Below are 25342 nucleotides of genomic sequence, written 5' to 3'. Positions count from 1 at the left end.
CCCCGACCCAGGCCCACCCTACACCCCGCCCCACGCTCTTTTACACACCCACACGCGGGAGGTCGTTGTGGGGGGGGAGGGCCAGAACCACACTCCCCCCCGGGCCGGGTGCACTGACCCTCCACACGCCGACTTAAAGGCGATCCCGCCGCGGCGGCGAAGCCGACGCCATCAAACACAGTTTGCCGCGCAGACCCGCGAACCCAGCCCCGGCTAACCCAGCCCCATCAAATACAACTCCGCACCGCCTCCACGATCCAAGCCTCCGCAGTCCCCCGGGTAGCCGGAGACCACGTCACCACCCATCCCCCTCCGCCGCCCTTCGGCGCAGCCCGGAACTGATACCTCCCCTGGTCGTTGTCCACCAGCCCGAACGCCCCGTGCGGGTACTCCGCCAGCACCGCGTCCCGCACGGCGAGATCCACCAGCACCGTCCCCAGCCGTGGCCGGGCCACCGCTGCGCGGATGACATCCAGGTCTCCCCACGCCGCGCGCGGGATCAGGCCGCTGTCGTCCGTCTCGATGCGCACCGCTGGCCCGGGGCCGGGCGGGCGGTCCGGCAGGCCGTCGAACACCCATCCGGGCAGCGCGCTCAGCATCCCGGACCGCAGCCGCGCCCGGCGGCCCAGTTTGCTCATCACCGTGGTGAAGTCCTCGTCTCCGAAGAACCGCACCTCCCACGGCTCCTCGCTCGCCGGGAACACCCCGGTGACCACTCCCCGGATGAACCCTCCGCGCAGCACTCGGTACAGCTCGACCGCCTCGGCGGTCACCTCGCCGTCGACGGCGAGCCCGAGCGCGGCCATCCCGGCGACGAACCGCGTGTACTGCTCCACCTCCTCGGCCAGCCCGGCGCCGAGCATCGGCCCGAACGACTGCCGGACCTCCTCGGCGAGGCTCAGTCCCGAAGCCGCTCCGGCGGGCTCCTCCTCGGCCAGCACGGGCGGCACCTCGAAATGCGGGTCGTAGAACTCCATCACCGAAGGCCGCTGCGGCATCTCGGCCCGCAGCGGTCCGATGACCTCGTCGATGACGTCGAAGACGACGGGTGCTGAACTGCTCACCCCGTCATTGAACACCCTGGTACCGACAATTTCTCGAACTTTTGTTCGAGTCAACCCATCCGTGCGCCGAGCGGTCGGTCAGCGCTGCGGAACCGGATCGCCGACACGCATCGTCGGCGCGAGGAAACCGACGGTCACCACGAGAGCACCGACCACGGCGAACGCCCAGTGCAGGCCGATCCCGCCGCTCAGGCCGCTGACCAGCACCGGACCGGCCAGGAAGCCGAGATACCCGCACGCCGCGACGGCCGCGATCGCCCGGCCCGGCGCTTCCGGCTGCTTGCGCCCGGCCGCGCTCCACGCGAGCGGCACGATCCCCGACACCCCGAGCCCGACCACGGCGAACCCGATCACCGAGACCACCGGCACCGGAACCGCGACCACCAGCACGAACCCGGCGACCGTCACCGCGGCCGCGACCCGCATGAACAACACCGCGCCGACACGCTCGACGACCCGGTCGGCCACCGTGCGCACCGCGATCATCGTGATCGAGAACGCGAAGTAGCCCAGCGACGCGACGGCCGCGCTCGCCGTGGTGACTTCGCGGAGGTAGACCGCGCTCCAGTCGTTCACCGTGCCTTCGGCGACGAAACCGCAGAACGCGATCACACCCAAGGGGATCAATGCCTTGCTGGGCAAGGCAAACGCCGCTTCACCCTGTCCGCGGTCAGCGCCTGGCAAGAACTGCGAAGCAGCGAAAACCGCCAGCACCAGCAACACCGCGCCAGCAGCGGTGAAGTGCGCTTCGATCGGCACGCGCCACAGCTCCATCAGCGCCGCGACGCCCGAGCCAGCCAGCCCGCCGATGTTCCAGAAAGCGTGGAACCCGGCGAAAATCGGTCGCCCGTAAGCCTCTTCGACGCGCGCGGCGTGCGCGTTCATCGAGACGTCCAGCAGGCTGTTGCCCACCCCGAGCACCACCAGCGCGGCGACGAACAACGGCATGTCCGGCGCGAAGGCGACGAGCGGCAGTCCTCCGCACAACACCGCAGCCCCGCAAAGAACCCCGCGCCGGCTGCCGATCTTCGTGATCAACGGCCCCGCGGCCAGCAACGCGACAACCGAACCGGCGGCGAGCCCGAACACCCCGATCCCGAGCTCTCCGGCGCTGAGACCCAGTTTCGCTTGCGCCGCAGGCACTCGAGCCGCCCACGAGGCGAAGGCCGCACCACACACCGCGAAAACTACGGAAACCGCGACGCGAGCGCTCTGTGTCTCCCCCATCCGTCCCCCTGACACGAGAAAGGGCCACCCGGAGTTTTCCAGGTGGCCCTTCAGATCCTCGTTACTTCGACTTAGTCGCCGTACTGCTCCGCTTGGCTGGAGCCTTCTTCGCAGTCGTCGACTTCGCCGCCGCGGACTTGGTCGTCGTCGACTTGGCCGCGGTGGACTTCGCCGGAGCCTTGCGCGTCGTGGTCCGCTTCTTCGGAGCCGGACCCTTCGCGCGCTTCTCCGCCAGCAGCTCGGCCCCGCGCTCCGCGGTGAGTTCCTCGATGCTGTCGGACTTCCGCAGCGTCGCGTTGTACTCGCCGTCGGTCACGTACGGACCGAAGCGGCCGTCCTTGACCACCATCGGCTTGCCCGACACCGGGTCGTCGCCGAGTTCCTTCAGCGGCGGACGCGCGGTGGCCGACCGGCCGCGCTGCTTCGGCTCCGAATAGATCTTCAGCGCCTCTTCCAGCGTGATCGAGAACAGCTGGTCCTCGGTCTGGATCGAGCGCGAGTCCGTGCCCTTCTTCAGGTACGGCCCGTAGCGCCCGTTCTGCGCGGTGATCTCGTCGCCCGATTCCGGGTCCTTGCCCACGACGCGCGGCAGCGAAAGCAGCTTCAGCGCGTCGTCGAGCGTGATCGTCTCGATCGACATCGACTTGAACAGCGAGCCCGTACGCGGCTTCGGCAGCTTCGCCTTCGCGGCCTTCTTCTGCGCCGCGGTGGCGTCCTCGGGCAGCTCCGGCTCAGGGAGCAGCTCGGTGACGTACGGGCCGAAGCGGCCTTCCTTCGCCACGATCTCGTGTCCGCTGACCGGGTCGGTGCCCAGGACACGGCCTTCCTGCGGCGTCGCGAAGAGCTTCTCCGCGATCTCCGCCGTCAGCTCGTCCGGCGGCAGGTCTTCGGGCAGGTTCGCGCGCTGCGACTCCCCGTTGACCTCGCGCTCCAGATACGGCCCGTAGCGGCCGACGCGCACCACGACCTGGTGGCCTTCGGCGTCGCTGAACATCGGGATCGAGTTGATCTCGCGCGCGTCGATGCCCTCGACGCTGCCGTCCACCAGCTTCTTCAGCCCGCCGAGCCGGCCGACCGAGCCCTCGACGCCGAAGTCGCCGCCGAAGTAGAACTTCGACAGCCATTCGACGCGGTGCTCGTCGCCGCTGGCGATGCGGTCCAGCTCGTCCTCGAGACCGGCGGTGAAGTTGTAGTCCACCAGCCGTTCGAAGTGCCGCTCCAGCAAGCCGATCACCGCGAACGCGACCCACGACGGAACCAGGGCGGAGCCCTTCTTCCAGACGTAGCCGCGGTCCTGGATGGTCTTGATGATCGACGCGTACGTCGACGGGCGGCCGATGCCCAGCTCTTCCAGCTTGCTGACCAGGCTCGGCTCGGAGTAGCGCGCGGGCGGCGACGTGGAGTGGCCGTCGGCGGACAGCTCGGGCGCGGTCAGGCCCTGGTCCTTGACGAGCACCGGAAGCCGGCTCTGCTTGTCGTCCGCCTCGCCGCCGGCCTCGCTGTCGACTGCCTCGACGTACGCCTTCAGGAAGCCCGCGAAGGTGATCGTGCGGCCCGAAGAGGCGAAGGTGCACTCCTCGCCGGTCGCGGCGGTGCCGACGATGCGCACCGACATCGTGGTGCCCTTCGCGTCCGCCATCTGCGACGCGATGGTGCGCTGCCAGATCATCTCGTAGAGCCGGAACTCGTCGGTGTCCAGCTCTTTCGCGACCTGGCCCGGCGTACGGAAGACCTCGCCCGACGGCCGGATCGCTTCGTGCGCTTCCTGCGCGTTCTTCACCTTGCGCGTGTACTGGCGCGGCGACGGCGAGACGTACTCCTTGCCGTACAGCTGCGTTGCCTGGCTACGCGCGGCCGTGATCGCCGACTCCGACAGCGTCGTGGAGTCGGTACGCATATAGGTGATGTAACCGTTCTCGTACAGCTTCTGCGCGACTCGCATCGTGCGCTCCGAGGTGAAGCGCAGCTTGCGGCCCGCCTCCTGCTGCAGCGTCGACGTCATGAACGGCGCGTACGGCTTGCGCGTGTACGGCTTCTCTTCGACGCTCGCGACCTTGAAGTCACGCTCGCCCAGCGCCTGGGCCAGCGCCCGCGCGTCGGACTCGCCGAGCACGCGGATGTCCGCGGCGTTGCCCTTGAGCTGACCGTTGGAGTCGAAGTCGCGACCCGTCGCGAGGCGCGAGCCGTCGACCGCGACGAGGCGCGCGGGGAACGTACGCGGCGAAGCGTCGGCTCCGGCGTCCATGGTCGCCGAGATGTCCCAGTACGACGCCGAGGTGAAGCGCATCCGCTCGCGCTCGCGCTCCACGACGATCCGCGTCGCCACGGACTGCACGCGGCCCGCCGAGAGCTTCGGCATGACCTTCTTCCACAGCACCGGCGAGACCTCGTAGCCGTAAAGCCGGTCGAGGATGCGGCGGGTTTCCTGCGCGTCGACGAGGTCGGCGTCCAGCTCGCGGGTGGCCGCGGCGGCCGCCTGGATGGCCTGCTCGGTGACCTCGTGGAAGACCATCCGGCGCACCGGGACCTTGGGCTTCAAGGTCTCCAGCAGGTGCCACGCGATGGCCTCGCCCTCGCGGTCGGGGTCCGTCGCGAGGTAGAGCTCGTCGACGTCCTTCAGCAGCCCCTTCAGCTCGGTGACCTTGGACTTCTTGTCCGGGGTGACGATGTACAGCGGCTTGAAGTCGTTGTCGATGTCGACACCGAGCCGCGCCCACGACTCGCCCTTGTACTGCGCGGGGACGTCGGCGGCGCCGCGGGGCAGGTCCCGGATGTGCCCGACGGAGGACTCGACGACGTAGTTGCCGCCGAGATAGGGGGCGATCTTGCGGGCCTTGGTTGGCGACTCGACGATCACCAGCCGCCGTCGATCGGCACCGCTGCCCCCGGTACCGCTCTTCTTGGTCCGTGTTCCTGCCACGCTGCCCTGCTCTCCACTCATCTCCGCGCCGCCGCAGCGGCGCTCTCACCCCTGCACCAGAGGGGTACTGCGCCCGCGTCTCGACCTGTCAGTGTGCACGTCCCCGGTGTCCGCGCAGCGTCGAGGTGCCCTGACGAGCCGCTGGGCCCTTGCCCGTCGGATCGCCGCTGACCTCGGCGATGTTTCTCCTCCACACCTAGCACGTGATATCGGACACGTGCCGTGCAGGGTAACTGGTCATACCACCGATACCCTCCGTTAGACGGTGGCGGGTCCAAGTACGTCGACGGTTCACTTATTCCTCCCCCCAGCCGAAAGGAACCCACCATGATCCGCCGACTGGTTGGCGTCGCGATCGCCGTCACGGCGACATTCGCGCTGGTCACCGCCCCCGAAGCAAGCGCGGCGACCACCACGTTCACGGGCGCCGTGGCGCTGTCCAACTGCTCTGGTTCGGTCGTGAAACCGGCCGCCACGCCGATGGACGCGCCCGCGATGGTGCTGTCGAACGGCCACTGCCTCGAGGAAGGCATGCCCGATCCGGGCCAGGTCATCGTCGGACAAGCCTCGAACCGGTCGTTCGACCTCCTCTCGCCGGACGGGCAGAGCTCGGTGGGCACCGTGACCGCGACCAAGGTCGTCTACGCGACGATGACCGACACCGACATCTCGCTGTACCAGCTGTCCGACACCTACGCGGACATCCAGCAGAAGTACAACGTGCCGCCGCTCGAACTGGTCAACAGCCACCCGCAGGCGGGCACGCCGATCGACGTGGTGTCCGGGTACTGGAAGCAGATTTACTCCTGCTCGATCGACGGCTTCGTGCACGAACTGCACGAGAACAACTGGGTCTGGAAGGACTCGATCCGCTACGTCCCGGGCTGCGCGACCATCGGCGGCACGTCGGGTTCGCCGGTCGTCGACCGCAACACCGGCAAGGTCATCGGCGTGAACAACACGTCCAACGACAACGGCGAGAGCTGCACGCTGAACAACCCGTGCGAGGTCGACGAAGCCGGCAACACGACCGTGCGGCCGAACTACAAGTACGGCCAGGAAACCTACGGAATTCCCGCCTGCCTGACCCCGGCCAACGAGATCGACCTCAACCAGCAGGGCTGCACTCTGCCGAAACCGTAAGACTTCCCCACCGGACAGGCCCTCGTCGCTTCACTGAGCGACGGGGGCCTTTTCTCTTGCGCAGCTACCCGACAGCCTCCAGTAAATACTGTGAAGGACTCTCCGCTGGAGCACCGCGACGTGCCTCCCCTGGCGTCCGTTCGCGGCGTTCCCCCGCCGGAGGCAGCTCCGGCCACGCCGACTCCGCCCCGAGCGGAGGTTCGCCGATCAGCTCCAGCAGACCGGCCAGCTTCCGCCGCCCGCTCACCCGCACCGCCGGCTGCTCCGCCTTCGGCCCGAGCAGCCGCGCCTGGACCCCCAACGGCGCGAGCACCGCCAGGAGTTCCTCGTGCGTTCCCGGGGCCAGCGGATCGACGCCCAGCAGGTAGCCGCCGGGTTCGGGACGGCCCGCCGCGAGCGCCCACATCCGCAGCATCGCGCCGCTCAGCCGGAATCCGCCGGGCACCGCCTTGCCCGAATCGTCCTCCACCGGACCGGTGTGCCCCGGACGCAGCCATTGTTCGGCGAGCCCGAGCAGATCGACCCGGAACGACGTGCGCACCTGCGATCTGCCGCATTCGGCCACCGCGACCTGCGCGTCCGCACCCCGGCTGCGGCATTCCCTCGCCAGCACCCGAGCCCGCCACGACTCCTCGACCAGCACCGACAGCCGCGCCGCCGTGCGGCCGAACCCGGTGATCTGTCCCTGGCAGCACAACAGCCCGGCCAGGTCTGGCAGGCCCGGGCCGGTCGCCTCCGCCGAAAACAGCGAGATCGTCCGATCCACGCCGCGATGATAGAACACAAGTTCGATTGAAGGCGAGAGTTCCGCTGAGGTATTTGCCGGGCACGCAGCGTTGCCGGTATAGCAATACCGGTCACCCCGGGAGGAGAGGAATTGTTCGCGGTCTCCGAACGTGTCCAGCGCCGCGGACCGGTTCTCGTCCTCCAGCTCGCGGAGGACACCAGCGAAGCCGAGCTGGCCGTCGCCCTTCGGCGCGCGCTCTATCCAGACGCCGATCAGCGCGGCGCGGGCGGCACCACCAATTGCTGACAACCCGCCGCGCGCTTGCCCGCCGCGGACAGGGCTGGTGTCGCGTCCAAGCCCTTGAGGACGTCGAGCCGGGAAATCTGGTCGATAGCCGACTTCGCGTCGTCCAGCGCTGCCTTCACCGCGTCGGGATCGGCGGCCGCGTCGAGTTTGCCGCGCACGTCGTCGGCTTGCTGCCGCACCGAAGTGAATTGGCTGAGCAAAGCGGTGCGCGCCGGCTCGCCGCCGGGCAACGGCGCGGGGCCGACCCGGTGGAGCCCGGACACAGTCTGGTCGATGCCGGTGGCGACCGACGCCAGGAGATCACTGGACGTGCGCGTGGCCTGCGCCGACGAACTCGGGTCGATCGAAGGCAGATTGGCCAAGGCACGAACCAGATGCGTGACCGCGCCGCAGTATCCGTCGGCCCATTTCGCGGCCGGATCGACTTGGCTCGCCGCCTCCGCGTGCCCGCCGGAGGAGACCTGCTCAGCCGGCGGCGGCGGTTGCCCGCAGCCGGTCAGCCCGATGCCGATTCCTGTTGCCAGCGCGGCTAAACCGGTCCACCGCGGCCGCACTCGCACCACTCCTCCGCCTCGAAATCCGTGTCCCGGCCACGGTACCGACCCGCCAGTAGTCCGCAACTCGCCCCGGGTCGTGGACGCGAACGGGCCCGGCACGCACAAGGCGTACCGGGCCCGAATGGAGCAACGCGTCAGGCTTTCGCCTCCGCCGGAGTCTCCGCCATGACACTGCCGCGCCGCTTGGACACGACGATCGCCGCGACGATCACCGCGACCGCGACCACCGCGATCACGATCCGCCACGTGGTGTCCGCGCCGCCGCCGAGCGTCAGCGTGACCACCGCGGGCGCGATCAGCACCGAGACCAGGTTCATGACCTTGATCAGCGGGTTGATCGCGGGACCGGCGGTGTCCTTGAACGGGTCGCCGACGGTGTCGCCGATGATCGTCGCCTCGTGCGCGTCGGAACCCTTGCCGCCGTGGTTGCCGTCCTCGACGAGCTTCTTGGCGTTGTCCCAGGCTCCACCGGAGTTGGCGAGGAAGATCGCCATCAGCGTGCCGGTCGCGATCGCGCCGGCCAGGTACCCGGCGAGCGCACCGGTGCCGAGGCCGAAACCGACCGCGATCGGCGCGAAAACGGCCAGCAGACCCGGCGTCGCCAGCTCCCGCAGCGAATCGCGAGTGACGATGTCGACGACCCGGCCGTACTCGGGCCGCGTGGTGCCCTCCATGATCCCGGGGATGTCGCGGAACTGGCGGCGCACCTCGTACACCACCGCGCCGGCGGCGCGCGAAACCGCGTTGACCGCGAGGCCGGAGAAGAGGAACACCACTGCCGCGCCGACGATGATGCCGACCAGCGTGTTCGGGCTGACCACCTCGTTGACGAACGAGGTCACGGCGGTGACCGCGCCCTCGCCGCGTTCGGCGACGGTCTTCGCGATCGCGTCCGAATAGGACCCGAACAGCGCAGTCGCCGCGAGCACCGCGGTGGCGATCGCGATGCCCTTGGTGATGGCCTTGGTGGTGTTGCCGACCGCGTCCAGCTCGGTGAGGATCTGCGCGGCCTTCTCGTCGACGTCGCCGGACATCTCGGCGATGCCCTGCGCGTTGTCCGAGACCGGGCCGAAGGTGTCCATCGCGACGATGACGCCGACGGTGGTCAGCAGGCCGGTGCCGGCCAGCGCCACCGCGAACAGCGCGACGCCGCCGCCGAGCAGGTAAGCGCCGAACACGGCCGCGGCGATCACCAGCGCGGTGTACACAGCGGACTCGAAACCGACCGAGATACCGGACAGGATCACTGTCGCCGCACCGGTTTCCGACGTCTTGCCGACGTCCTGCACCGGCTTGTGCTCGGTGCCGGTGTAGTAACCGGTGATGCGCAGGATCAGCGCGGCGAGCACGATGCCGATGATCACCGCGACCGTCGCGATCACCGCGGGGTTGCCGGTGTTGTGCGCGTAGCCCTCGCCGAACTCGGCGAAGCTGCTCGGCAGGTAGATGAACGCGGCGACCGCCGACAGCACCGCGGAAATGACCGCGGAGATGTAGAACGAGCGGTTGATCGTGACCAGGCCGCCCTCGCCCGCGCGCGCCTTCGTGATGTAGACGCCGATCACCGCGGTGATCACGCCGATCGCGGGCACGATCAGCGGGAAGATCAGGCCGGACGCGCCGAACGCGGAGCTGCCGAGGATCAGGGCGGCGACGAGCATCACCGCGTAGGACTCGAAGAGGTCCGCCGCCATGCCGGCGCAGTCGCCCACGTTGTCGCCGACGTTGTCGGCGATCGTCGCGGCGTTGCGCGGGTCGTCCTCGGGGATCCCCTGCTCAACCTTGCCGACCAGGTCGGCGCCGACGTCGGCGGCCTTCGTGAAGATGCCGCCGCCGACTCGCATGAACATGGCGATCAGCGCCGCGCCGAAACCGAAGCCCTCCAACACCTTCGGTGCCTGGCCGGTGTAGACGAGCACCACGATCGCCGCGCCGAGAAGGCCGAGCCCGACGGTGATCATGCCGACCACGCCGCCGGTGCGGAACGCCACGCGCATCGCCGTCTCGCGACCGCCTTCCTCGCGCGACGCGGCGGCCACGCGCAGGTTCGCCTGCGTGGCCAGCCACATGCCGAGGTAGCCGATGGTGAACGAAAACGCCGCCCCGACGAGGAAGAAGAGCGACCGGCCGATCCGTTCGCTCCAGTCGTCCGCGGGAAGCGCGAACAGGAGCAGGAACACGATCACGCCGAAGATGGCGAGGGTGTTGCGCTGCCGCTTCAGGTATGCGGCCGCACCTTCCTGCACTGCCTTCGCGATGTCCTGCATCTTGGCGGTGCCCTGGCCCGCGGCCAGCACCTCCTTGAGCAGGACGTAACCGATAGCCAGTGCGACAAGGGCGACCACGGCGACCACACCGACGATGGTGTAGCCACCCCCGGTGAGCGTGATACCGCCCTCCGCGAGGAACTGCCGGGACATTCGTCCTCCTGGGAACGCCGTCTGGCCAGCGCGGGCCCGTCGTACCCGGCGCGCCTGCACTGGCGGGGATCTGTGCCGAAGGACACGCTAGCCGTGCAAGCAATGCACGTCTCACATGACGCTCGCCACAGTGGGTGTGGATCGAGGGAGTGTATTGGTAGTGATCTGCGCGTCCGCAATGCGTCCCGGCGACAGCACGTTCGGTAACCTTGTGTGATTGGTCACTGGATCGATCTCGGCCAGGTTTTGTCGGTGCCCTGTGCGAAGCTTCGGCACGTGGTGGGAGAGCGAGGACGGAGGCTGCTGGACCGGGTCACGGCAGGGATCCCGGCGCACGAGAATCCGGTGACGCACGTGTCCCGGCTGCCGGAACGCGCGGCCCGGCACGAGCCGTGGCCGGAGTGGGCGGAGCCGTCGGTCGTGGCCGCGTTCGGCGCGGCCGGAGTGGAAAAACCGTGGCGGCACCAGGCCGAGGCGGCTTCGCTGGCGCATTCGGGCACGCACGTCGTGGTGTCCACCGGCACCGCGTCCGGGAAGTCGCTGGCGTATCAGCTGCCGGTGCTCAGCGCGCTGGCGACGGACGGGCGGGCGACCGCGCTGTATCTCTCGCCGACGAAGGCGCTCGGCGCTGATCAGCTGCGCGCGGTGTCCTCTTTGGACGTCGCGGGCGTACGCGCGGCGGCGTTCGACGGGGACACCCCGATGACAGAGCGCGACTGGGTCCGCGCGCACGCGAACTGGGTGTTCAGCAACCCGGACATGCTGCACCGCGGCATCCTCTCGGCGCACTCCCGATGGACGCAGTTCTTCCGCCGGCTGCGGTATGTGGTGGTCGACGAATGCCACAGCTATCGAGGGGTCTTCGGCTCGCACGTCGCGCTGTTGCTGCGCCGCCTTCGCCGGGTGGCGGAGCACTACGGCGCTTCACCGGTGTTCGTGCTGGCTTCGGCGACCACCGCTTCGCCCGCTTCCTTCGCCACTCGGCTCACCGGGGTGGAGTGCTCCGCGGTCACCGACGACGCGTCTCCGCGCGGTGCGCGCACGGTCGCGTTGTGGGAGCCGCCGCTGCTGGACGAACTGACTGGCGAGAACGGCGCGCCCGTCCGCCGTCCGGCTGGCGTCGAGACCGCGCGCATTCTCACCGAGCTGGTTGTCGAAGGCGCGCGATCGCTGGCTTTCGTCCGCTCCCGTCGCGGAGCCGAGCTGACTGCGCTCGGGGCCCGCCGCCTACTGTCCGAAGTGGACCCTCGATTGGCGGATACCGTTGCCGCGTACCGATCCGGCTATCTCCCTGAGGAGCGTCGGGCGCTGGAGCAAGCCCTGCTTTCTGGCCGTCTGCTAGGTGTCGCGACCACGAATGCTTTGGAGCTGGGCGTCGACATCGCCGGCCTGGACGCCGTGGTCCTGGCGGGCTATCCCGGCACCCTCGCGTCTTTCTGGCAACAATCCGGCCGCGCCGGGCGTTCGGGCGATGAAGCCTTGGTGGTCTTCGTCGCACGTGACGATCCGCTCGACACCTACCTGGTGCACCATCCGGCCGCGTTGCTGGAACGCCCGGTGGAGACGGCGGTGCTGGACCCGACGAACCCGTACGTGCTGGGCCCGCAGCTCGCGTGCGCCGTCGCGGAGTTGCCGCTCACCGAACCAGAACTGGAAACCTTCGGCGGCGACGCGGCCCGGGCGGTGCTGGCGGACCTGGCGTCGGAGAAACTGCTGCGCCGTCGATCGAGCGGCTGGTACTGGACTTCGCGCGACCGCCCGCACGGGGAGGTCGGCATCCGCGGCTCGGGCGGCGACCAGATCGCGGTAGTGGAAGCGGACTCGGGCCGAATGCTAGGCACCGTCGACCCCGGCTCGGCTTGCTACTCGGTGCACCCCGGTGCGGTGTATTTGCACCAGGGTTCGTCGTATGTCGTCGATGAGCTGGACTTGGAGACGGGTCTCGCGCTGGTGCACGCGGAGGATCCGGACTGGACGACTTCGCCGCGCGAGATCGTGGACATTTCGGTGCTGTCGACGGAAGAACAATGCCGCCACGGCGGGGTGACGGTATGCCTGGGCGAGGTCGCGGTGACGTCGCAGGTGGTGGGGTATCTGCGGAGGCGGCCGTCAGGCGAGGTGCTGGACCATACGCCGCTCGATCTGCCGGAACAGAGCCTCCATACGCGGGCGGTTTGGTACACGATTTCGGGTGAGCTGCTGGAATCTCCGGCTGGGGGTGGCCGGGGGTCGGTAGCAGGGACTGGGGGTGTGTCGCCGCCAACCGCCGCGGAAATCGGCGGGACCGCTGCGGCGTCGGCGATCAGCCGCGCGGTTGGCGAACCAGTGGGGACCGGAAGCACGTCGCCAACCGCCGCGGAGAACGACGGGACCGCTGTGGGGTCAACGGCCAGTCGAGCGGATGGAGAACCGGTGGGGACCGGGGGCGCCTCGTCGGTTGTCGGGGTAACCGGCGAAGTTTCGGGGCAACCGGCGGCTGGGCGGGGGCCCGGTGCCGGGGTCGAGATCGGTGTTGCGGTGGGACCGGTGGGGACCGGGGGTGCTGGCAGAGCACCGGGGGGCGCCGGTTTGCTTCCGGCGCGCGTCCCCGGTGCCCTGCATGCCGCCGAGCACGCGGCGATCGGCCTGCTACCGCTGTTCGCTACGTGCGACCGCTGGGACATCGGCGGGGTGTCTACCGCGTGGCACGAGGACACCGGGGAGGCGACGGTGTTCGTGCACGATGGGCATCCCGGGGGTGCGGGGTTTGCCGACCGCGGTTATGCCGCGATTGTCCCGTGGCTGGCCGCTACGCGGGAGGCGATCGTCTCCTGCGAGTGCCCGACGGGCTGCCCGTCCTGCGTCCAGTCGCCGAAGTGCGGGAACGGCAACGATCCGCTGGACAAGGCAGGGGCGGTGGCCGTACTGGGAGCCGTGCTCGGGGCGTTGCGTCAGCACGGGGAACAGTGCGGCCACGGTGGAACGTGAAGACTGTCTTCGGTTGTCGCGTGCTGCCTGCCGGGATGGAACCGGATCAGGCGGCGGTGCTCTCGACCAGCATCGGGGCGTGCTCGTCGGCGAGGGCGCGGACCAGCACGTCCTGCACCTCGGCCGCGGGCGGCAGCTGCCAGCCGCACACCTCGGGCTTCACGCGCCAGTGCACGACACCGTGCTGGAACGGCGACGGCGGCAGCGGGATGTAGCTGTCCTTGCCGTGCCACTGCACGGAGACCTGGTCGACGAGTTCGGCAGGCAGGTGCTCGGAGGGCGAGGTAAGGAAGAGCCACCGGCCGTTCGGCATCGCGACGATCGGGGCCGGGTGCCCGATGGACCGCAGCAGCCGCGCCGCGCGCTTGCCCAGTTCCTGGTCGACCTCGACCGCGTCGAGCACGGTGCCGGTCGCCACGAGCAGGCTGTGGGTGCGGTCGGAGAACCAGCTGGCGACCTCGTGGGCGTGCGAGCCGACCAGCTCACGCCACTCGTCGCGCACCGGCACCGGCCGGCGCCAGGTCAGGTCGTCCCCCTCCGCGGTGATCGGTTCCGGGGTCGCCCCCGGAAGCACCGGCCAGCCGCGCCAAGCGAGGCCGATCGCCTCCGCACGCAGTTCGATGCGGAAGGCGTTCCGCCAGCTGTCCGGCCAATTCGCGTCCAACATTGCTTTCCTGCCTTCGAGGTCCGGTTTTCGCGCCGTCCGGGTCGGGGCCGTGGTGGCGCATGTCTCACTAAACGGCAAGTTGCACATTGCGGGGAAGACTCCACGCGACAACCGGCGGTTACCGAGCGATGAACGCCCAGTAGCCCACTGTCCGGCCGATAACAACGCGCCGATCACCGGCCGCTGACCCCGCCGTCCGTCCCGCGAGAACGGGCCCACCACGGGATTCGACACTTTCTCGCCTTTCCGCACCGGTGCTGGCGCATCCCGTCGAGCAGTGCTCTGACCTGGGGATTTAACCGTTCGGCGTCCGGCACCGACCGCTGCTCGTGGCGTTCGCCACTCATCGCCGGTGCCGGAAAAGTCCGGACGGACGGGGTGACCCGGGGACCGGTCACCGGTCCGGCGCGCCGCCGACGAGCGGTTCCGGTGGGTGCCCGGACGACCTCTGGTGGCGGCCCGCGGTGACGGGGCGGGCGGGGGTGTGCGGGGCGGGTGGCAGGTTGCAACTCCCTTCGGGTGGGGCGGGCGGGGTGGTTCGGACGGCCGGTGGGCGGGATGGTGGGTGGCCGCTGAGGCGAGCCGTGTACCGGGACGGTGGGGCAGATCGGGCAGGTGCCGGGTTGGAACTGGCGCTCGGCTGAACGCCAGGCTTGGTTCAAGTTCGCGACGGCTAGCCGCCGAGCGGCTCGGGTCCGCCCGCCGCAGGTGGCGACGACCGCCCAAATGGCTAACGACGGCCCCGAGCAGGCCCGGGACGCTCGGCTGGATAGGGAATCGAGCCGCCGAGCCAGCGGGTGCCCGGGGCCGGACGAGCGTGGAGTGTGGTTGCCAGACCAGGGAGGCGTGTCGCCGGGCCAGCATGCGCCTGGCCGCGCAGACCTGGAGCAGTTGCCGAACCACAGAGGAATGTCCACCGGCTCAGCCGGGCAGGCTCCGCGGCAGTTGCCCAGCTACGCACGCAGATCCGCTGGCCCAGCGGATGTCCAGCCGGGCGAGCCCGGAGCAGTTGCCCACCTACGGCGGCAGATACAGCGGCCAGCGGATGCCAAGTCAGGCAGACCCGAGCGTTGCCCGACGGCGGGCATGCCCGTTGGGCCAGCGGGTGTCCAGCCGGGCAGGCTCGGAGTGGGTGTGCGGTCAGGGAGGTTCGTCTACCGGGCCAGCACGGGCTTTTGCGGTGGGGGTGGGCAGGCCGGGGATTGGAGACGCGCTGGCGCGGACCTCGATGTAAGCGTCGCGGTTGTGCCAGCGGCAGCTTGTCAGCACGGCGCGCTCGTGGTCGGCGACTTCCTGGGCTCGGGCGCAGGCGCTGGTCGGTCCGGCGGCGGCGTGGGCGGCTGCGGCCAGTGCGCCCAGGTCGGCGGCGGCTTCGGTGCGGTGGCGGGCGGTGATCGCCGCGGCTAGCCACCACACCACGACTGTCAGGGTGATCAGGGTGGCTGCGGCTAGGGCGGTCCAGATGGTGGCGACACCGGCGTCGGCTGGGTGTTCTTGGGTCATGAGGGTGAGCCTGGTTCGACGGTGGCGTAGGCGGTTGCGCTCAGGTGGAGGGCTGCCAGTGTGTCAGTGGTTACTTCGGCAGTGAGGCCGTCGCCGGTGCGGTGGATGGTGAGGTGCGCGCCGTTCGGGGCAATGGTTTGGACCACTGCGTCGGCGGCTCCTGGCTGCCCGGATGCGGTGAGGCGGGCGGCTTCGCGGGCGGCGTCCAGGCACCGGAGGTGTCCGGCGATTGCACTGGTGCCTGCTAGCAAGATCGCCAGCACGGCGGTTAGCGCGCCCAGGGACAGGGCGGCTTCCACCGTGACGAATCCGCCGTCCCGGCGACGGCTGGTCATCAGGTGGCCACTGTGAGGGCTTTTTGCACCAGTCCGGCCAACGCCGCGGAGACTGAGTCTCCGCTGAGGAGCACGTAGAGCGCGACGGCGAACGCTGCCGCGGCTACTGTGCCGATGGCGTATTCGGCGGTGGTGGTGCCCTCGTCTCCGGGCAGGAACCACATGGTCGGTTGTCCTTTCTCTCGTGGATGGGTTCACAGCAGGCCGCCGATTCGCCCGGCCAGGCCGAGCACTACCGGCAGCACGCCGAGGGCGAAGAACGCTGGCAGGAAGCACAAACCGACCGGCAGGGCCAGGGCGACTCCGGCTCGTTCGGCTCGTTCTTCGGCTTCGACGCCCAGTCCGTCGCGGATGCGGTGGGCCAGGTCGGCCGCGGTCGAGGCGAGTGCTGCCCCGGACCGTGCGGTACGGGTGGCGGCTACTGCCAGTTCGGCGAAGCCTGGTCTTGCTCGGGTCGGTGCCCAGGAGGGGACCGGGTCGGCGCCCAGGGCTAGCAGGTTTGCTGTTGCGTGCAGGGCGGTTTCGGTGTCCGGCGGTGCGCCGGGCGCTACGGCTTCCAGGGCGGTCGGGACTGGCATTCCGGCGCGCAGGCAGGCGGCGAGCATGTCCAGGACTGACGCTGAGCGGAGTCGTTCTGAGGTGTCATCTGGGTTTTTGGGTTGGCGGGATCGGCGGAGGAGCCACCAGGTGCCTGCTCCGGCGGCCAGTCCTACTGGGATTCCGGTTAGGACGGTGGCGGACAGGCCGATGACGATTGCGGCTGCGGGGTGCCAGACATCTGGTCTCGGGGTGCGGTGGAGGCGGCTGGGTTGGGCTAGGTGTCGGGGTCGGGCGGTGTTTGGCCAGAGCAGTAGTGCGGTGGCGAATAGGGCGAGGGCCAGGGCGGTCATGGGGTGGCCTTGCGGTTGGTCAGGGTTCTTGACCAGGCGGTGCCTGCCCACAGCAGAGCTGCGCCTGCGACCAGGAATGCTTGTCCGATAAGGGTTTCGGTGAGGACGGCGAGTGGGTTGGCACCGATTAGCTGGCCCATGGCCAGGCAGCCGATGGGTAGCACGGTCAGGACTATGGCGCTCATGCGCGGGCCGGCCATTTTCGCGTGCAGGCGACGGGTGAAGGCGACTTCGGCGTCGACGTCTCGACGGGTGGCGTCGAGAGCGTCGGCGATGGGCAGGCCGTGGCGGCGGGCGAGGTTCCAGGATTGGGCGAGCGCGGGGAGCGTGGGTGAGTCCAGGGTTCCGTCGAGGCGGGCGGCGGTGGAGAGGTTGTGGAGTTCTGCGGCTAGTTCGGGGACGGCGTCGGCGGCTGCTTCGGCGGCGGTTACCGGGTGGGCGCCGGCTCGTAGTTCGGAGACCATCGTGCGGAGGACAGTCGAGGTGCGTTCGGCGCGGGTCAGGGTTTCGGTGATTTCCCTTCTGCTCCGCCATTCCTGGCGGACGGCGAGAGTGAGCAGGGCGGTGGCTATCGCTGCGCCGATTCCGCCCAGTGCCAGGGCGACGGCGGCTGGGGCCAGCAATAGGGATCGGCGGGGCGGGATGGGGAGGCGGAGGGGGATGCGGGGTGACGGGAGGAGACGGTTGGGGGTGGTTGGCCAGCACAGGATTCCGGTGCCTGCGCAGAGGAACGGCCAGGCGGAGATCAACGGGGGCACCTCGATTCTGGGCGGTTGGGTGGTGGCGGGAAGGCGTTGCTTCTGGACGGAGTGGGGGCGGATGGGAGGAAGGTGCGCGTGTTCCGGGCGAGACACGGAGTCGAGGGAGGCAAAGGTCGACCGGTTGCTCAGGACAGGCGCGGGGGTCAGTGGGGAAGGTCGGCTGGTGATCGACGGCCCGGTGTAAGCGCGGGAATTGACCACCGCTGGGAGGCAGTGCGAACTGGGCGGTTAAGCAGTGGCGGGGTTCCGGCAGGACGCCTCGCCACGGGGCGGGGCAAGCCAGAAGGAAGGTGCGGATGTCTCTGGGGCGGCGGGAGGTCTGCTGGTGCGCAAAGGCCAACTGGCGAGTGGATGCCGGGCAAGCGCAGAACTCGCGAAATGGCAGCGCGCTGGCGGGGAGCTAGTCACGAGTTGGCTCCGGTGTGGTCAAGGCGGTGAAGAGGGAGCGGCGGCTCGTCCAGTGGCCGTCGCGCCAGATGGGGTGGGTTTTCACTTCTCCGTGGTAGCGCTGGAGTACTGCGACTTCCGTCAGGCGGCGGCCAGTGGTTGTGCGGCGCATGTGGAGGATTACTCGGACTGCTGCGGATAGTTGGCTGTGCAAGGCATCCCTGGGGAGACCGCCTAGGGATGCCAAGGCTTCCAGGCGTGCGGGGGCTTCTGCGGGAGAGTTCGCGTGCAGGGTGCAGGCGCCGCCGTCGTGGCCGGTGTTCATGGCGTTCAGCAGGGAGCAGACTTCCGCTCCGCGGACTTCTCCGACGATCAGGCGGTCTGGGCGCATCCTCAGGGCTTGGCGGACCAGCTCTGGGAGTTCCACGGCGCCTGCGCCCTCTACGTTGGCGGGACGGGCGACAAGGCTTACGAACTGGGGATGGGTCGGGCGTAGTTCGCCGGCGTCTTCTACGCAGACGATTCGTTCGGTCGGGGCTACCGCGCTTAGCAGGGCGCTCAGAAGCGTTGTCTTTCCGGCACCGGTGCCGCCGGTGATGAGGAAGGCCAGGCGGTGCTTAAGGATTGTCTGGAGGATGCTCAGGGCGGTTGTGTCGATGGAGCCGTGCGCTTGGAGTGCGGCCAGGTCGTGAGTCACCGGGCGTAGGACGCGTAGCGACAGGCAGGTGCCGTTGGCTGCGATGGGCGGCAGTACGGCGTGGACGCGGATTCGGCCTTGGCGGGCGGGGAGCCAGCCGTCTACGTACGGCTGGGCGTCGTCTAGGCGGCGGCCTGCGGCTAGGGCCAGGCGTTGCGCTAGGCGGCGGACGGCGTCCTCGTCGGGGAAGCGGATTGTGGTGTGAGTGAGGCCAAGCGGGCTGTCGGTCCAAACCTGGTCGGGGGCGGTGACTAGGACGTCGGTGACGGTGTCGTCTTCCAGCAGCGGGGCCAGCGGGCCTGCGCCTACGAACTCGTCTCGGGCTTGACGGACGGCGGCCAGCACTGCGTCGTGGCTGAGGGCACCGCCTGCTTCTGCGCGGACTGCTTCGGCTAGGGCGATGGGGTCGGTGCCTCGGCTTTCGCCTGCCAGGCGGTGGCGGACACGTTCTACTAAGTCGGTCGTCATCTATGCGGCCTGTTCTAGGGGAAGGGGGCGCAGGTTCGCCAGTACGGAACGGGCGGCGGTGGCCAGTGCGCCCTTCGGGGGCAGGTCGAATTCGCCGGATTCCAAGGTGGTGGCTACTCGGCGCTCCGGGGGTACGGAAGCGAGCACGGGCGGGCCTAGCATGCCTGCGGTTTGCGAAGCCGAGACGCCGTCGATGGGGTGTCCACTTGCGACGATCGCGAACCGCTCGGTGTGCGGGCGGAGGTGGTTCAGGACCTGTTTCGCGGCCATGCAAGCGCGGAATTCGACGGGGACGACTAGCACGACCAGGTCGGCGGCGGAGGCTACGGCGACTGTGCCTTCGTCGAAGTGGCGGGGTAAATCGCAGACGACGGTGCGGCCGGCGCGGCTGCCTGCGGCGACGACTGCCGACAAGGCTCGTGGGGTCGGGCCATCGCCGGAACGGCCGCAGGACAGTACGGGGAGCTTGCCGCGAGCCGGGAGCGAAGCGATCAGAGACGGGACGGAGACTCGGCCGGACAGCCGGACTTCCGGCCATCGCAGGCCTTTCGTGTGTTCCAGGCCTAGCGGGAGATCCAATCCACCGCCCAGGGGATCGCAGTCGACTAATAGTGCGGGGCCGGTGCGGGCGGCTTCTACGGCAACCGCGGCGGCCAGTACAGAGGTGCCGGAACCGCCTCGGCCGCCTACGAAAGCTATTACTGGGCCTGGGGATTCTGCTGGCGCGTCGGTGACATCGGCGAAGGCGCCAGTCAGACCCGCTTCGTCGTCGGGCAGGCTGAAGACGCGGCGAGCGCCGAGAGCGGCCGCGCGGCGCCAGGTTTCCAGGCTGGGTGTGCCTTTGCAGACGAGGACGACGCTGTCTCGTGCCGGCATTGGCGGGCTGTCAGCGGCGATGTCCTCGTCCAGTACTACGAGCGGGGCGCGCGTCCATCGTCCGCGTGCGGCGGCCAGGTCTGGCGCGTGGTCGAACTCGCAGCCGACGACGGCGGCGACGCGACGGATCTCTTCGAAGACGGTTCCCTCGCCGGAGACGACGAGCGGTTGTGCGGTGGCCATGTGCCCCTCCCCTGGGTCTCGTGGGCCGGACCTCCACCGTCGCTCGTCGCCGGAGCGGTCGGCAATGCCTGTTTTTCCGTCCTGTGGACAACCCGGGGGTTGTGGACAACCGGAGGGGCGAAATCGATCCAGAACCGCCGGAGGGTCCGCCCTTACCAGACAATGCGCGGCTCCGCGCATTCAGCCGAGAAAACGATTGCCGCGGAGAACCTCCGGGGAATCAAGTGAAAAGAAGTAAATTTGCCGCACCGGGACGAGTAACCGGCATCACTGCAGGAGAAAACGCAGAAAAGGTAAGCGCGCGGTTAATTGATCTTGCCCGCAAGGCTCGCAGGGAACGACCGGAACGGCCCAGGTCAGGGGCGAAAACGCAGACTGCGCAACGGTTTTCGGAGCAGACCTGAAAATTGTTCGCTCATCCGGAAACGGGGAGAATAGAAGGCGGCCCTCGCCAGGGGGGAGGGACGAGGGCCGCCAGGGGTTCAGCCCCGGGGGGTCGGACTGAACCAGCCCGGTTCACGACCGGGTCTGTTCACTGTAACTCCGTTAGCTATGAGTTGGCTGTGTGAGTGACACATACGATTCGATAACGGCACCCGAGGCCGTAAGCGAGCCGATGTCATCGATTTTCCGGCCGCCGCCACGACTGGTGTGCTGCCAACAACACGGCGCGGTACGCCTATCCTGATCACGTGGCCGAACCCCGCAGCGAAGAAGCACCCCGGCGCGTAGCCGCCTTCTTCGATCTCGACAAGACGATCATCGCTTCGTCCAGCGCGCTCGCGTTCAGCAAGCCGCTGCTGCGCGAAGGGCTGATCAACCGTCGCGCAGCGCTGCGAAGTGCTTACGCGCAACTGGTTTTCTCGCTCGCCGGCGCGGACGCGGACAAGACCGAGCGGATGCGCGCCGAGGTTTCCGCGCTGTGCGCGGGATGGGATGTCGCACAGGTTTCCGCGATCGTGCGCGAAACATTGCACGACGTAGTCGATCCGCTCGTCTACGTAGAGGCGACCGATCTCATCGCGCAGCACATCGCCGACGGACACGACGTGATCGTGCTTTCCGCGACCGGCGAGGAGGTCGCCGCTCCGGTCGCCGAGATGCTCGGCGCGACCCGATGCGTCGCCACCCGCATGGAGATCGTCGGCGGCCGCTACTCCGGCGAGGTCGATTTCTATTGCTACGGCGAGAACAAAGCCGTCGCCGCGAAGCAGCAGGCCGCCACGTACGGCTACGACCTCGCCGACTGCTTCGCCTACACCGATTCCAGCACCGACATCCCCCTGCTGGAGGTGGTGGGTCACCCGCACGCGGTGAATCCGGACAAGCTGCTGCGCCGCACCGCGGACGAGCACGACTGGCCGGTCCTCGCGTTCGAGCGGCCGATGTCGCTGCGCACGCGGATCCCGGCCAAGTCCGCGGGCATGGTCGCGCTCGGCGTGGGCGCGGTGGCGGCGGGCGCGACCTGGTACAGCCTCAGCCGTCGCCGCCGGTCTCGCGGCATCGGCGACTGAGCACCCGCACGGCGGTACCAATTCCGCGGTTTCCGCAGCTAGGTCCGTTGCTGAGGGTGGTGCCGTCACCGGATCGAGCCTCTGTACCGGTGCACCCGTACGCGCACTTGAAGTGACCGCGCTCACGGCGTAGAAAGTAGGTGCGGACGTTGATTCGGCCAGGACAGAGGTAGAAGAGAAGCCTCTGTCACCCCGGACAACCTCCGTGCGCGGACTCCGGGTACCCACGCGCAGCACGCCGCGGGAGGCTCGTCGTCTAGGGACTGCGTACCGGGACGCCGGACGCCGAGTCCATGAAGGTACGACCAGAGTTGCACGCTTGGTCGCCCGAGATGTTCGCGCTGATTGGCGGCGCCCGTTGGCCTCGGCTGACGGGCGCCGCCAGTGTTATGTCCGCCCACGGCATATTCACGCCCCGCGCGGCGGACCGAGCCCGGCTCGAAGAAATCCGCGCGCACCCGGACCGGCACTGGACGCCGTCCTCCCAGGTGAACCCTCCCGTTCCTGCGCTCGGCCGATGGACAACCCCGTATCGCGGTGAGTAGCTTCCCGATACCGGTGCTGCCCGGTGGACGCTTCACGACTCGCGTCCGCACCCGCGGCGGCACGCGACACTGGGAGGCAATTCGTGACGAACCGACTCGCGCGCACGCGGAGGATGCAGGTGTTCGCCGTTCCCCTTGCGGGGGTGCTCGCCGTCGGGGGGTTGAGTTCCTCGGCGTTCGCGGCGCCGAAACAACAGCAGCAGACACCCCAGCAGCAGGCGGCGCAGCTCGACGCCGCCGCGGCACAGGCGTTGCGCGGCATGAGCCTGGAAGAAAAAGTGGGGCAGCTGTTCGTCACGTGGGTGAACGGCAAGTCCGCGGACGAGGTCAACCCGAAGAACCAGACCGACTTCGGCGTCGACACCGCCGCGCAGGCCGTGCAGAAGTACCACCTCGGCGGCGTCATCTACTTCAACAACACCAGCCGCGACAACTTCGACGACCCCACGCAGGTCGCGAAGCTGTCCAACGGCCTGCAGCGCGCCGCGATCTCCAGCGGCGCGCACATCCCGCTGCAGATCGGCACCGACCAGGAGGGCGGCACGGTCACGCGGATGGGCGCGCCGGCCACCGAGTTCCCCAACTCGATGGCCATCTCCGCGGGCCGCGACACCGGCAGCGCGACCAAGGCTGCCACGATCCTCGGCCACGAGCTGCGCGCGGTCGGCATCAACCAGGACTACGCGCCGGACGCGGACGTCAACTCCAACCCGGCCAACCCGGTGATCGGCGTCCGGTCCTTCTCCGGACGACCTGACCTGGCCAGCAGCTTCGTGACCGCGGAGGTCAAGGGCTACCAGGAATCCGGGCCGGCGAGCCAGACCGTCTCGTCCACCGCGAAGCACTTCCCCGGCCACGGGGACGCGGCGACCGACAGCCACACCGGGTTGCCTAAGATCAATCGCACCGAGGCGGAATGGCGGGCGATCGACGTGCCGCCGTTCAAGGCCGCGATCGCCGCGGGCATCGACTCGATCATGAGCGCGCACATCCAGTTCCCGAGCCTCGACCCGTCCGGCGAGCCGGCGACGCTGTCGAAGCCGATCATCACCGGCAAGCTGCGCGGCGAACTCGGCTACAACGGCGTCGTGATCACCGATTCGCTCGAGATGCAGGGCGTGCGGGAACTGCACAGCGACGCCGAAATCCCCGTCCTGGCGCTGAAAGCGGGCGTGGACCAGCTGCTCATGCCGGTGCACCTGGACGTCGCGATCAACGCCGTGATCGCCGCGGTGAAGTCCGGCGACCTGCCGATGCAGCGGATCGACCAGAGCGTGCTGCGGGTGCTGAAGCTCAAGCTGAAGCGCGGAATCCTGTACGCGCCGTTCAACAACCCTTCGCAGGTCATGAAGAAGGTCGGTACGCCGGAACACCTGGCGACCGCGCAGGGCATCGCCGACCGGTCGGTCACCGCGATCGCCAACGACGCCGGAGTGCTGCCGCTCAAGCAGAAGCCGTCGACCGTGCTGGTCACCGGCTGGGGTGCGACCACGACGCAAACGCTTGCCGCCCGCTTCACCGCGCACGGCACGAAGGCGACCGCTCTGGCCACCGGGCAGACGCCGACCGACGCGCAGATCGCCGACGCCGCAAACGCCGCGAAGCAGAACGACGTCGTCGTGGTGCTGACCAACAACCTCGGCGGATTCCCCTTGCAGGGCAAGCTTCTTCAGGCGCTGATGGACACCGGCAAGCCGGTGGTCGCGGTCGCCGCGCAGATCCCGTACGACGCCGGGTACGCGAACCCGGTGCCGACCTGGCTCGCGACCTACGGCTACATCACGCCGTCGCTCGAAGCGCTGGCCAAGGTCGTGCTCGGCGAGACGAAGCCCAGCGGGAAGCTGCCGGTCGACGTCCCGGCCGGGGCGGACGTGCACACCGTCAAATACCCCTTCGGACACGGGCTGACCTGGTGACTCTCAACCGCAGGAATTTCCTGGCCGTTCCGGCACTCGCGGTCCCAGTACTGGCGAGCGGCTCCGCGGCGGCACAGGCGGCACCCGAAGCAGCACAAGCCGAGTTGGAACGCCGGGTCCTCACCGGTGCCGAACAGCTCGCCGCGCAGGGCTGGCGTCCGCTCGCCGGACGCAAGCTCGGCGTGCTGTCCAACCCGACGGGTGTGCTCGCCAACGGCGACCACATTGTCGACTCGATGGTCGCGGCGGGCGTACGTCCCGTCGCGGCCTTCGGGCCAGAGCACGGCTTTCGCGGCAGCGCGCAAGCCGGTGGCTCCGAAGGTGACTACACCGACCCGCGCACCGGCATCCCCGTGTACGACGCGTACGGCGCTGATGCGACGAAGCTCGCTTCGCTGTTCCAGAAAGCCGGACTGGACACTGTCGTCTTCGACATCGCGGACGTCGGCGCGCGCTTCTATACCTACATCTGGTCGCTGTACACGGCGATGGTCGCCGCAGCGAAGGTCAACGCGGCCTTCGTCGTCCTAGACCGGCCAAATCCCATCGGCGGACGACTGTCCGGCCCCGTCCTCGACCCGAAGTTCTCGTCCGGCGTCGGACTGAAGCCGATCGCACAGCAACACGGCATGACTGTCGGCGAGCTGGCACGGTACTTCGCCGCCGAGTTTCTGCCCGGCGAAGGCGTGAAGCTGGCGAAGCTCGAAGTCGTCCAGGTACGCGGCTGGCGACGCGACAGCTTCTTCGCCGACAGCGGCCTCCGTTGGATCCTGCCGAGCCCGAACATGCCGACGCCGGACACAGCGCTCGTGTACCCGGGCACAGGCATGTTCGAGGGCACTGTGTTCTCCGAAGGACGCGGCACGACCCGGCCGTTCGAGATCATCGGCGCGCCCGGCCTCGACTGGCATTGGCGCGAGGAACTCGAGAAGCTCCACCTGCCGGGCGCAGCGTTCCGCGAGATCTACTTCGTGCCCACCTTCGGCAAGTTCGTGAACCAGCCTTGCGGCGGCGTACAGGTGACCGTCACCGATCCGCGGGCCTTCGACGCGATCAGCACCACCGTCTCGATGTTCGTGACGGCCAAGCGCGTCGCGCCCGACAAATTCGGCTGGCGGCCGGACCACATGATCGACAAGCTGTCCGGATCCGCGCGGCTGCGCACCATGGTCGACGCCGGCGCCGGGGTCGACGAGATCACCGGCGCGTGGCGCGCCGAACTCGCCGACTTCGCCCGCAGACGCCGCGCCCACTTGATCTATCGCTGAG

Annotated in this window: 19 protein-coding genes; 5 read left to right on the top strand and 14 right to left on the bottom strand. The window is 69.0% G+C overall.

From position 1 onward, the window contains the following. Positions 1-227: 227 nt before the first annotated feature. The 3 genes from ACZ7OI_RS05645 to topA form a co-directional block, all read right to left on the bottom strand. Positions 228-1079 (bottom strand): ESX secretion-associated protein EspG, encoded by an 852-nt coding sequence (locus ACZ7OI_RS05645; protein WP_470262974.1) that lies wholly within the window; start codon positions 1077-1079, stop codon positions 228-230. 63 nt (positions 1080-1142) lie between these two features. Continuing rightward, positions 1143-2291, bottom strand: a complete 1149-nt coding sequence (locus ACZ7OI_RS05640) for an MFS transporter (protein WP_470262973.1) — start codon at positions 2289-2291, stop codon at positions 1143-1145. Between the two features lie 61 nt (positions 2292-2352). Next, a complete protein-coding gene (gene topA, locus ACZ7OI_RS05635) occupies positions 2353-5232 on the bottom strand; it encodes a type I DNA topoisomerase (RefSeq protein ID WP_470262972.1) in 2880 nt (959 codons plus the stop codon). A gap of 306 nt (positions 5233-5538) precedes the next feature. Between topA and ACZ7OI_RS05630 the strand changes: the two genes are divergently transcribed. Then, positions 5539-6354, top strand: coding sequence for a S1 family peptidase (locus tag ACZ7OI_RS05630; RefSeq protein WP_344265618.1), 816 nt, complete (start codon positions 5539-5541; stop codon positions 6352-6354). Positions 6355-6418: 64 nt separating this feature from the next. Here ACZ7OI_RS05630 and ACZ7OI_RS05625 read toward each other — a convergent pair whose 3' ends face one another. From ACZ7OI_RS05625 to ACZ7OI_RS05615, 3 genes are all read right to left on the bottom strand, one after another. After that, positions 6419-7120, bottom strand: a complete 702-nt coding sequence (locus ACZ7OI_RS05625; RefSeq protein ID WP_470262971.1) for a hypothetical protein — start codon at positions 7118-7120, stop codon at positions 6419-6421. Between the two features lie 233 nt (positions 7121-7353). Beyond that, the gene (locus tag ACZ7OI_RS05620; protein ID WP_470262970.1) at positions 7354-7941 is read right to left on the bottom strand and encodes a hypothetical protein; all 588 of its coding nucleotides are present in this window, start codon (positions 7939-7941) and stop codon (positions 7354-7356) included. A gap of 137 nt (positions 7942-8078) precedes the next feature. Then, positions 8079-10364, bottom strand: a complete 2286-nt coding sequence (locus ACZ7OI_RS05615) for a sodium-translocating pyrophosphatase (RefSeq protein ID WP_470262969.1) — start codon at positions 10362-10364, stop codon at positions 8079-8081. A gap of 276 nt (positions 10365-10640) precedes the next feature. On the opposite strand from ACZ7OI_RS05615, the gene ACZ7OI_RS05610 reads away from it, so the two are divergent. Continuing rightward, positions 10641-13331: a DEAD/DEAH box helicase gene (locus ACZ7OI_RS05610; RefSeq protein ID WP_470262968.1), complete on the top strand. Its 2691-nt coding sequence runs from the start codon at positions 10641-10643 to the stop codon at positions 13329-13331. 46 nt (positions 13332-13377) lie between these two features. On the opposite strand, the gene ACZ7OI_RS05605 is transcribed toward ACZ7OI_RS05610, so the two are convergent. The 8 genes from ACZ7OI_RS05605 to ssd form a co-directional block, all read right to left on the bottom strand. Continuing rightward, positions 13378-13998, bottom strand: a complete 621-nt coding sequence (locus ACZ7OI_RS05605; protein ID WP_470262967.1) for a bifunctional DNA primase/polymerase — start codon at positions 13996-13998, stop codon at positions 13378-13380. Between the two features lie 1140 nt (positions 13999-15138). Beyond that, entirely contained in the window at positions 15139-15501 is a 363-nt protein-coding gene (locus ACZ7OI_RS05600; RefSeq protein ID WP_470262966.1) for an Rv3654c family TadE-like protein, read from the bottom strand. Further along, on the bottom strand, positions 15498-15836 hold the full coding sequence (locus ACZ7OI_RS05595; RefSeq protein ID WP_470262965.1) for a TadE family type IV pilus minor pilin: 339 nt from the start codon (positions 15834-15836) through the stop codon (positions 15498-15500). The genes ACZ7OI_RS05600 and ACZ7OI_RS05595 overlap by 4 nt, the downstream gene beginning before the upstream one ends. Further along, positions 15836-16000 carry a DUF4244 domain-containing protein gene (locus tag ACZ7OI_RS05590; RefSeq protein WP_344265646.1) on the bottom strand — a complete coding sequence of 55 codons (165 nt, stop codon included), beginning with the start codon at positions 15998-16000 and terminating at the stop codon, positions 15836-15838. Before ACZ7OI_RS05590 ends, ACZ7OI_RS05595 begins: the two co-directional genes overlap by 1 nt. Before the next feature lie 30 nt (positions 16001-16030). Continuing rightward, a complete protein-coding gene (locus ACZ7OI_RS05585; RefSeq protein WP_470262964.1) occupies positions 16031-16441 on the bottom strand; it encodes a type II secretion system F family protein in 411 nt (136 codons plus the stop codon). Between the two features lie 281 nt (positions 16442-16722). After that, complete coding sequence (locus ACZ7OI_RS05580) at positions 16723-17484, bottom strand: type II secretion system F family protein (protein WP_470262963.1); 762 nt, start codon at positions 17482-17484, stop codon at positions 16723-16725. Positions 17485-17887: 403 nt separating this feature from the next. Further along, on the bottom strand, positions 17888-19039 hold the full coding sequence (locus ACZ7OI_RS05575) for a TadA family conjugal transfer-associated ATPase (RefSeq protein ID WP_470262962.1): 1152 nt from the start codon (positions 19037-19039) through the stop codon (positions 17888-17890). Beyond that, positions 19040-20098 carry a septum site-determining protein Ssd gene (gene ssd / locus ACZ7OI_RS05570; protein ID WP_470262961.1) on the bottom strand — a complete coding sequence of 353 codons (1059 nt, stop codon included), beginning with the start codon at positions 20096-20098 and terminating at the stop codon, positions 19040-19042. Positions 20099-20790: 692 nt separating this feature from the next. Between ssd and ACZ7OI_RS05565 the strand changes: the two genes are divergently transcribed. The 3 genes from ACZ7OI_RS05565 to ACZ7OI_RS05555 all read left to right on the top strand — a co-directional run bounded on the left by ACZ7OI_RS05565 (position 20791) and on the right by ACZ7OI_RS05555 (position 25341). Next, positions 20791-21612 (top strand): HAD family hydrolase, encoded by an 822-nt coding sequence (locus ACZ7OI_RS05565; RefSeq protein WP_470262960.1) that lies wholly within the window; start codon positions 20791-20793, stop codon positions 21610-21612. A 658-nt stretch (positions 21613-22270) separates the two neighbouring features. Then, positions 22271-24073, top strand: a complete 1803-nt coding sequence (locus ACZ7OI_RS05560; RefSeq protein ID WP_470263447.1) for a glycoside hydrolase family 3 protein — start codon at positions 22271-22273, stop codon at positions 24071-24073. Further along, complete coding sequence (locus tag ACZ7OI_RS05555) at positions 24070-25341, top strand: exo-beta-N-acetylmuramidase NamZ family protein (RefSeq protein WP_470262959.1); 1272 nt, start codon at positions 24070-24072, stop codon at positions 25339-25341. Before ACZ7OI_RS05560 ends, ACZ7OI_RS05555 begins: the two co-directional genes overlap by 4 nt. Position 25342 lies beyond the last annotated feature (1 nt).

This window comes from Amycolatopsis sp. NPDC114503 (assembly GCF_055633655.1).
The sequence above is the reverse complement of the archived record's forward strand: the minus strand, read 5'-3'. Positions and strand labels throughout refer to the sequence as shown.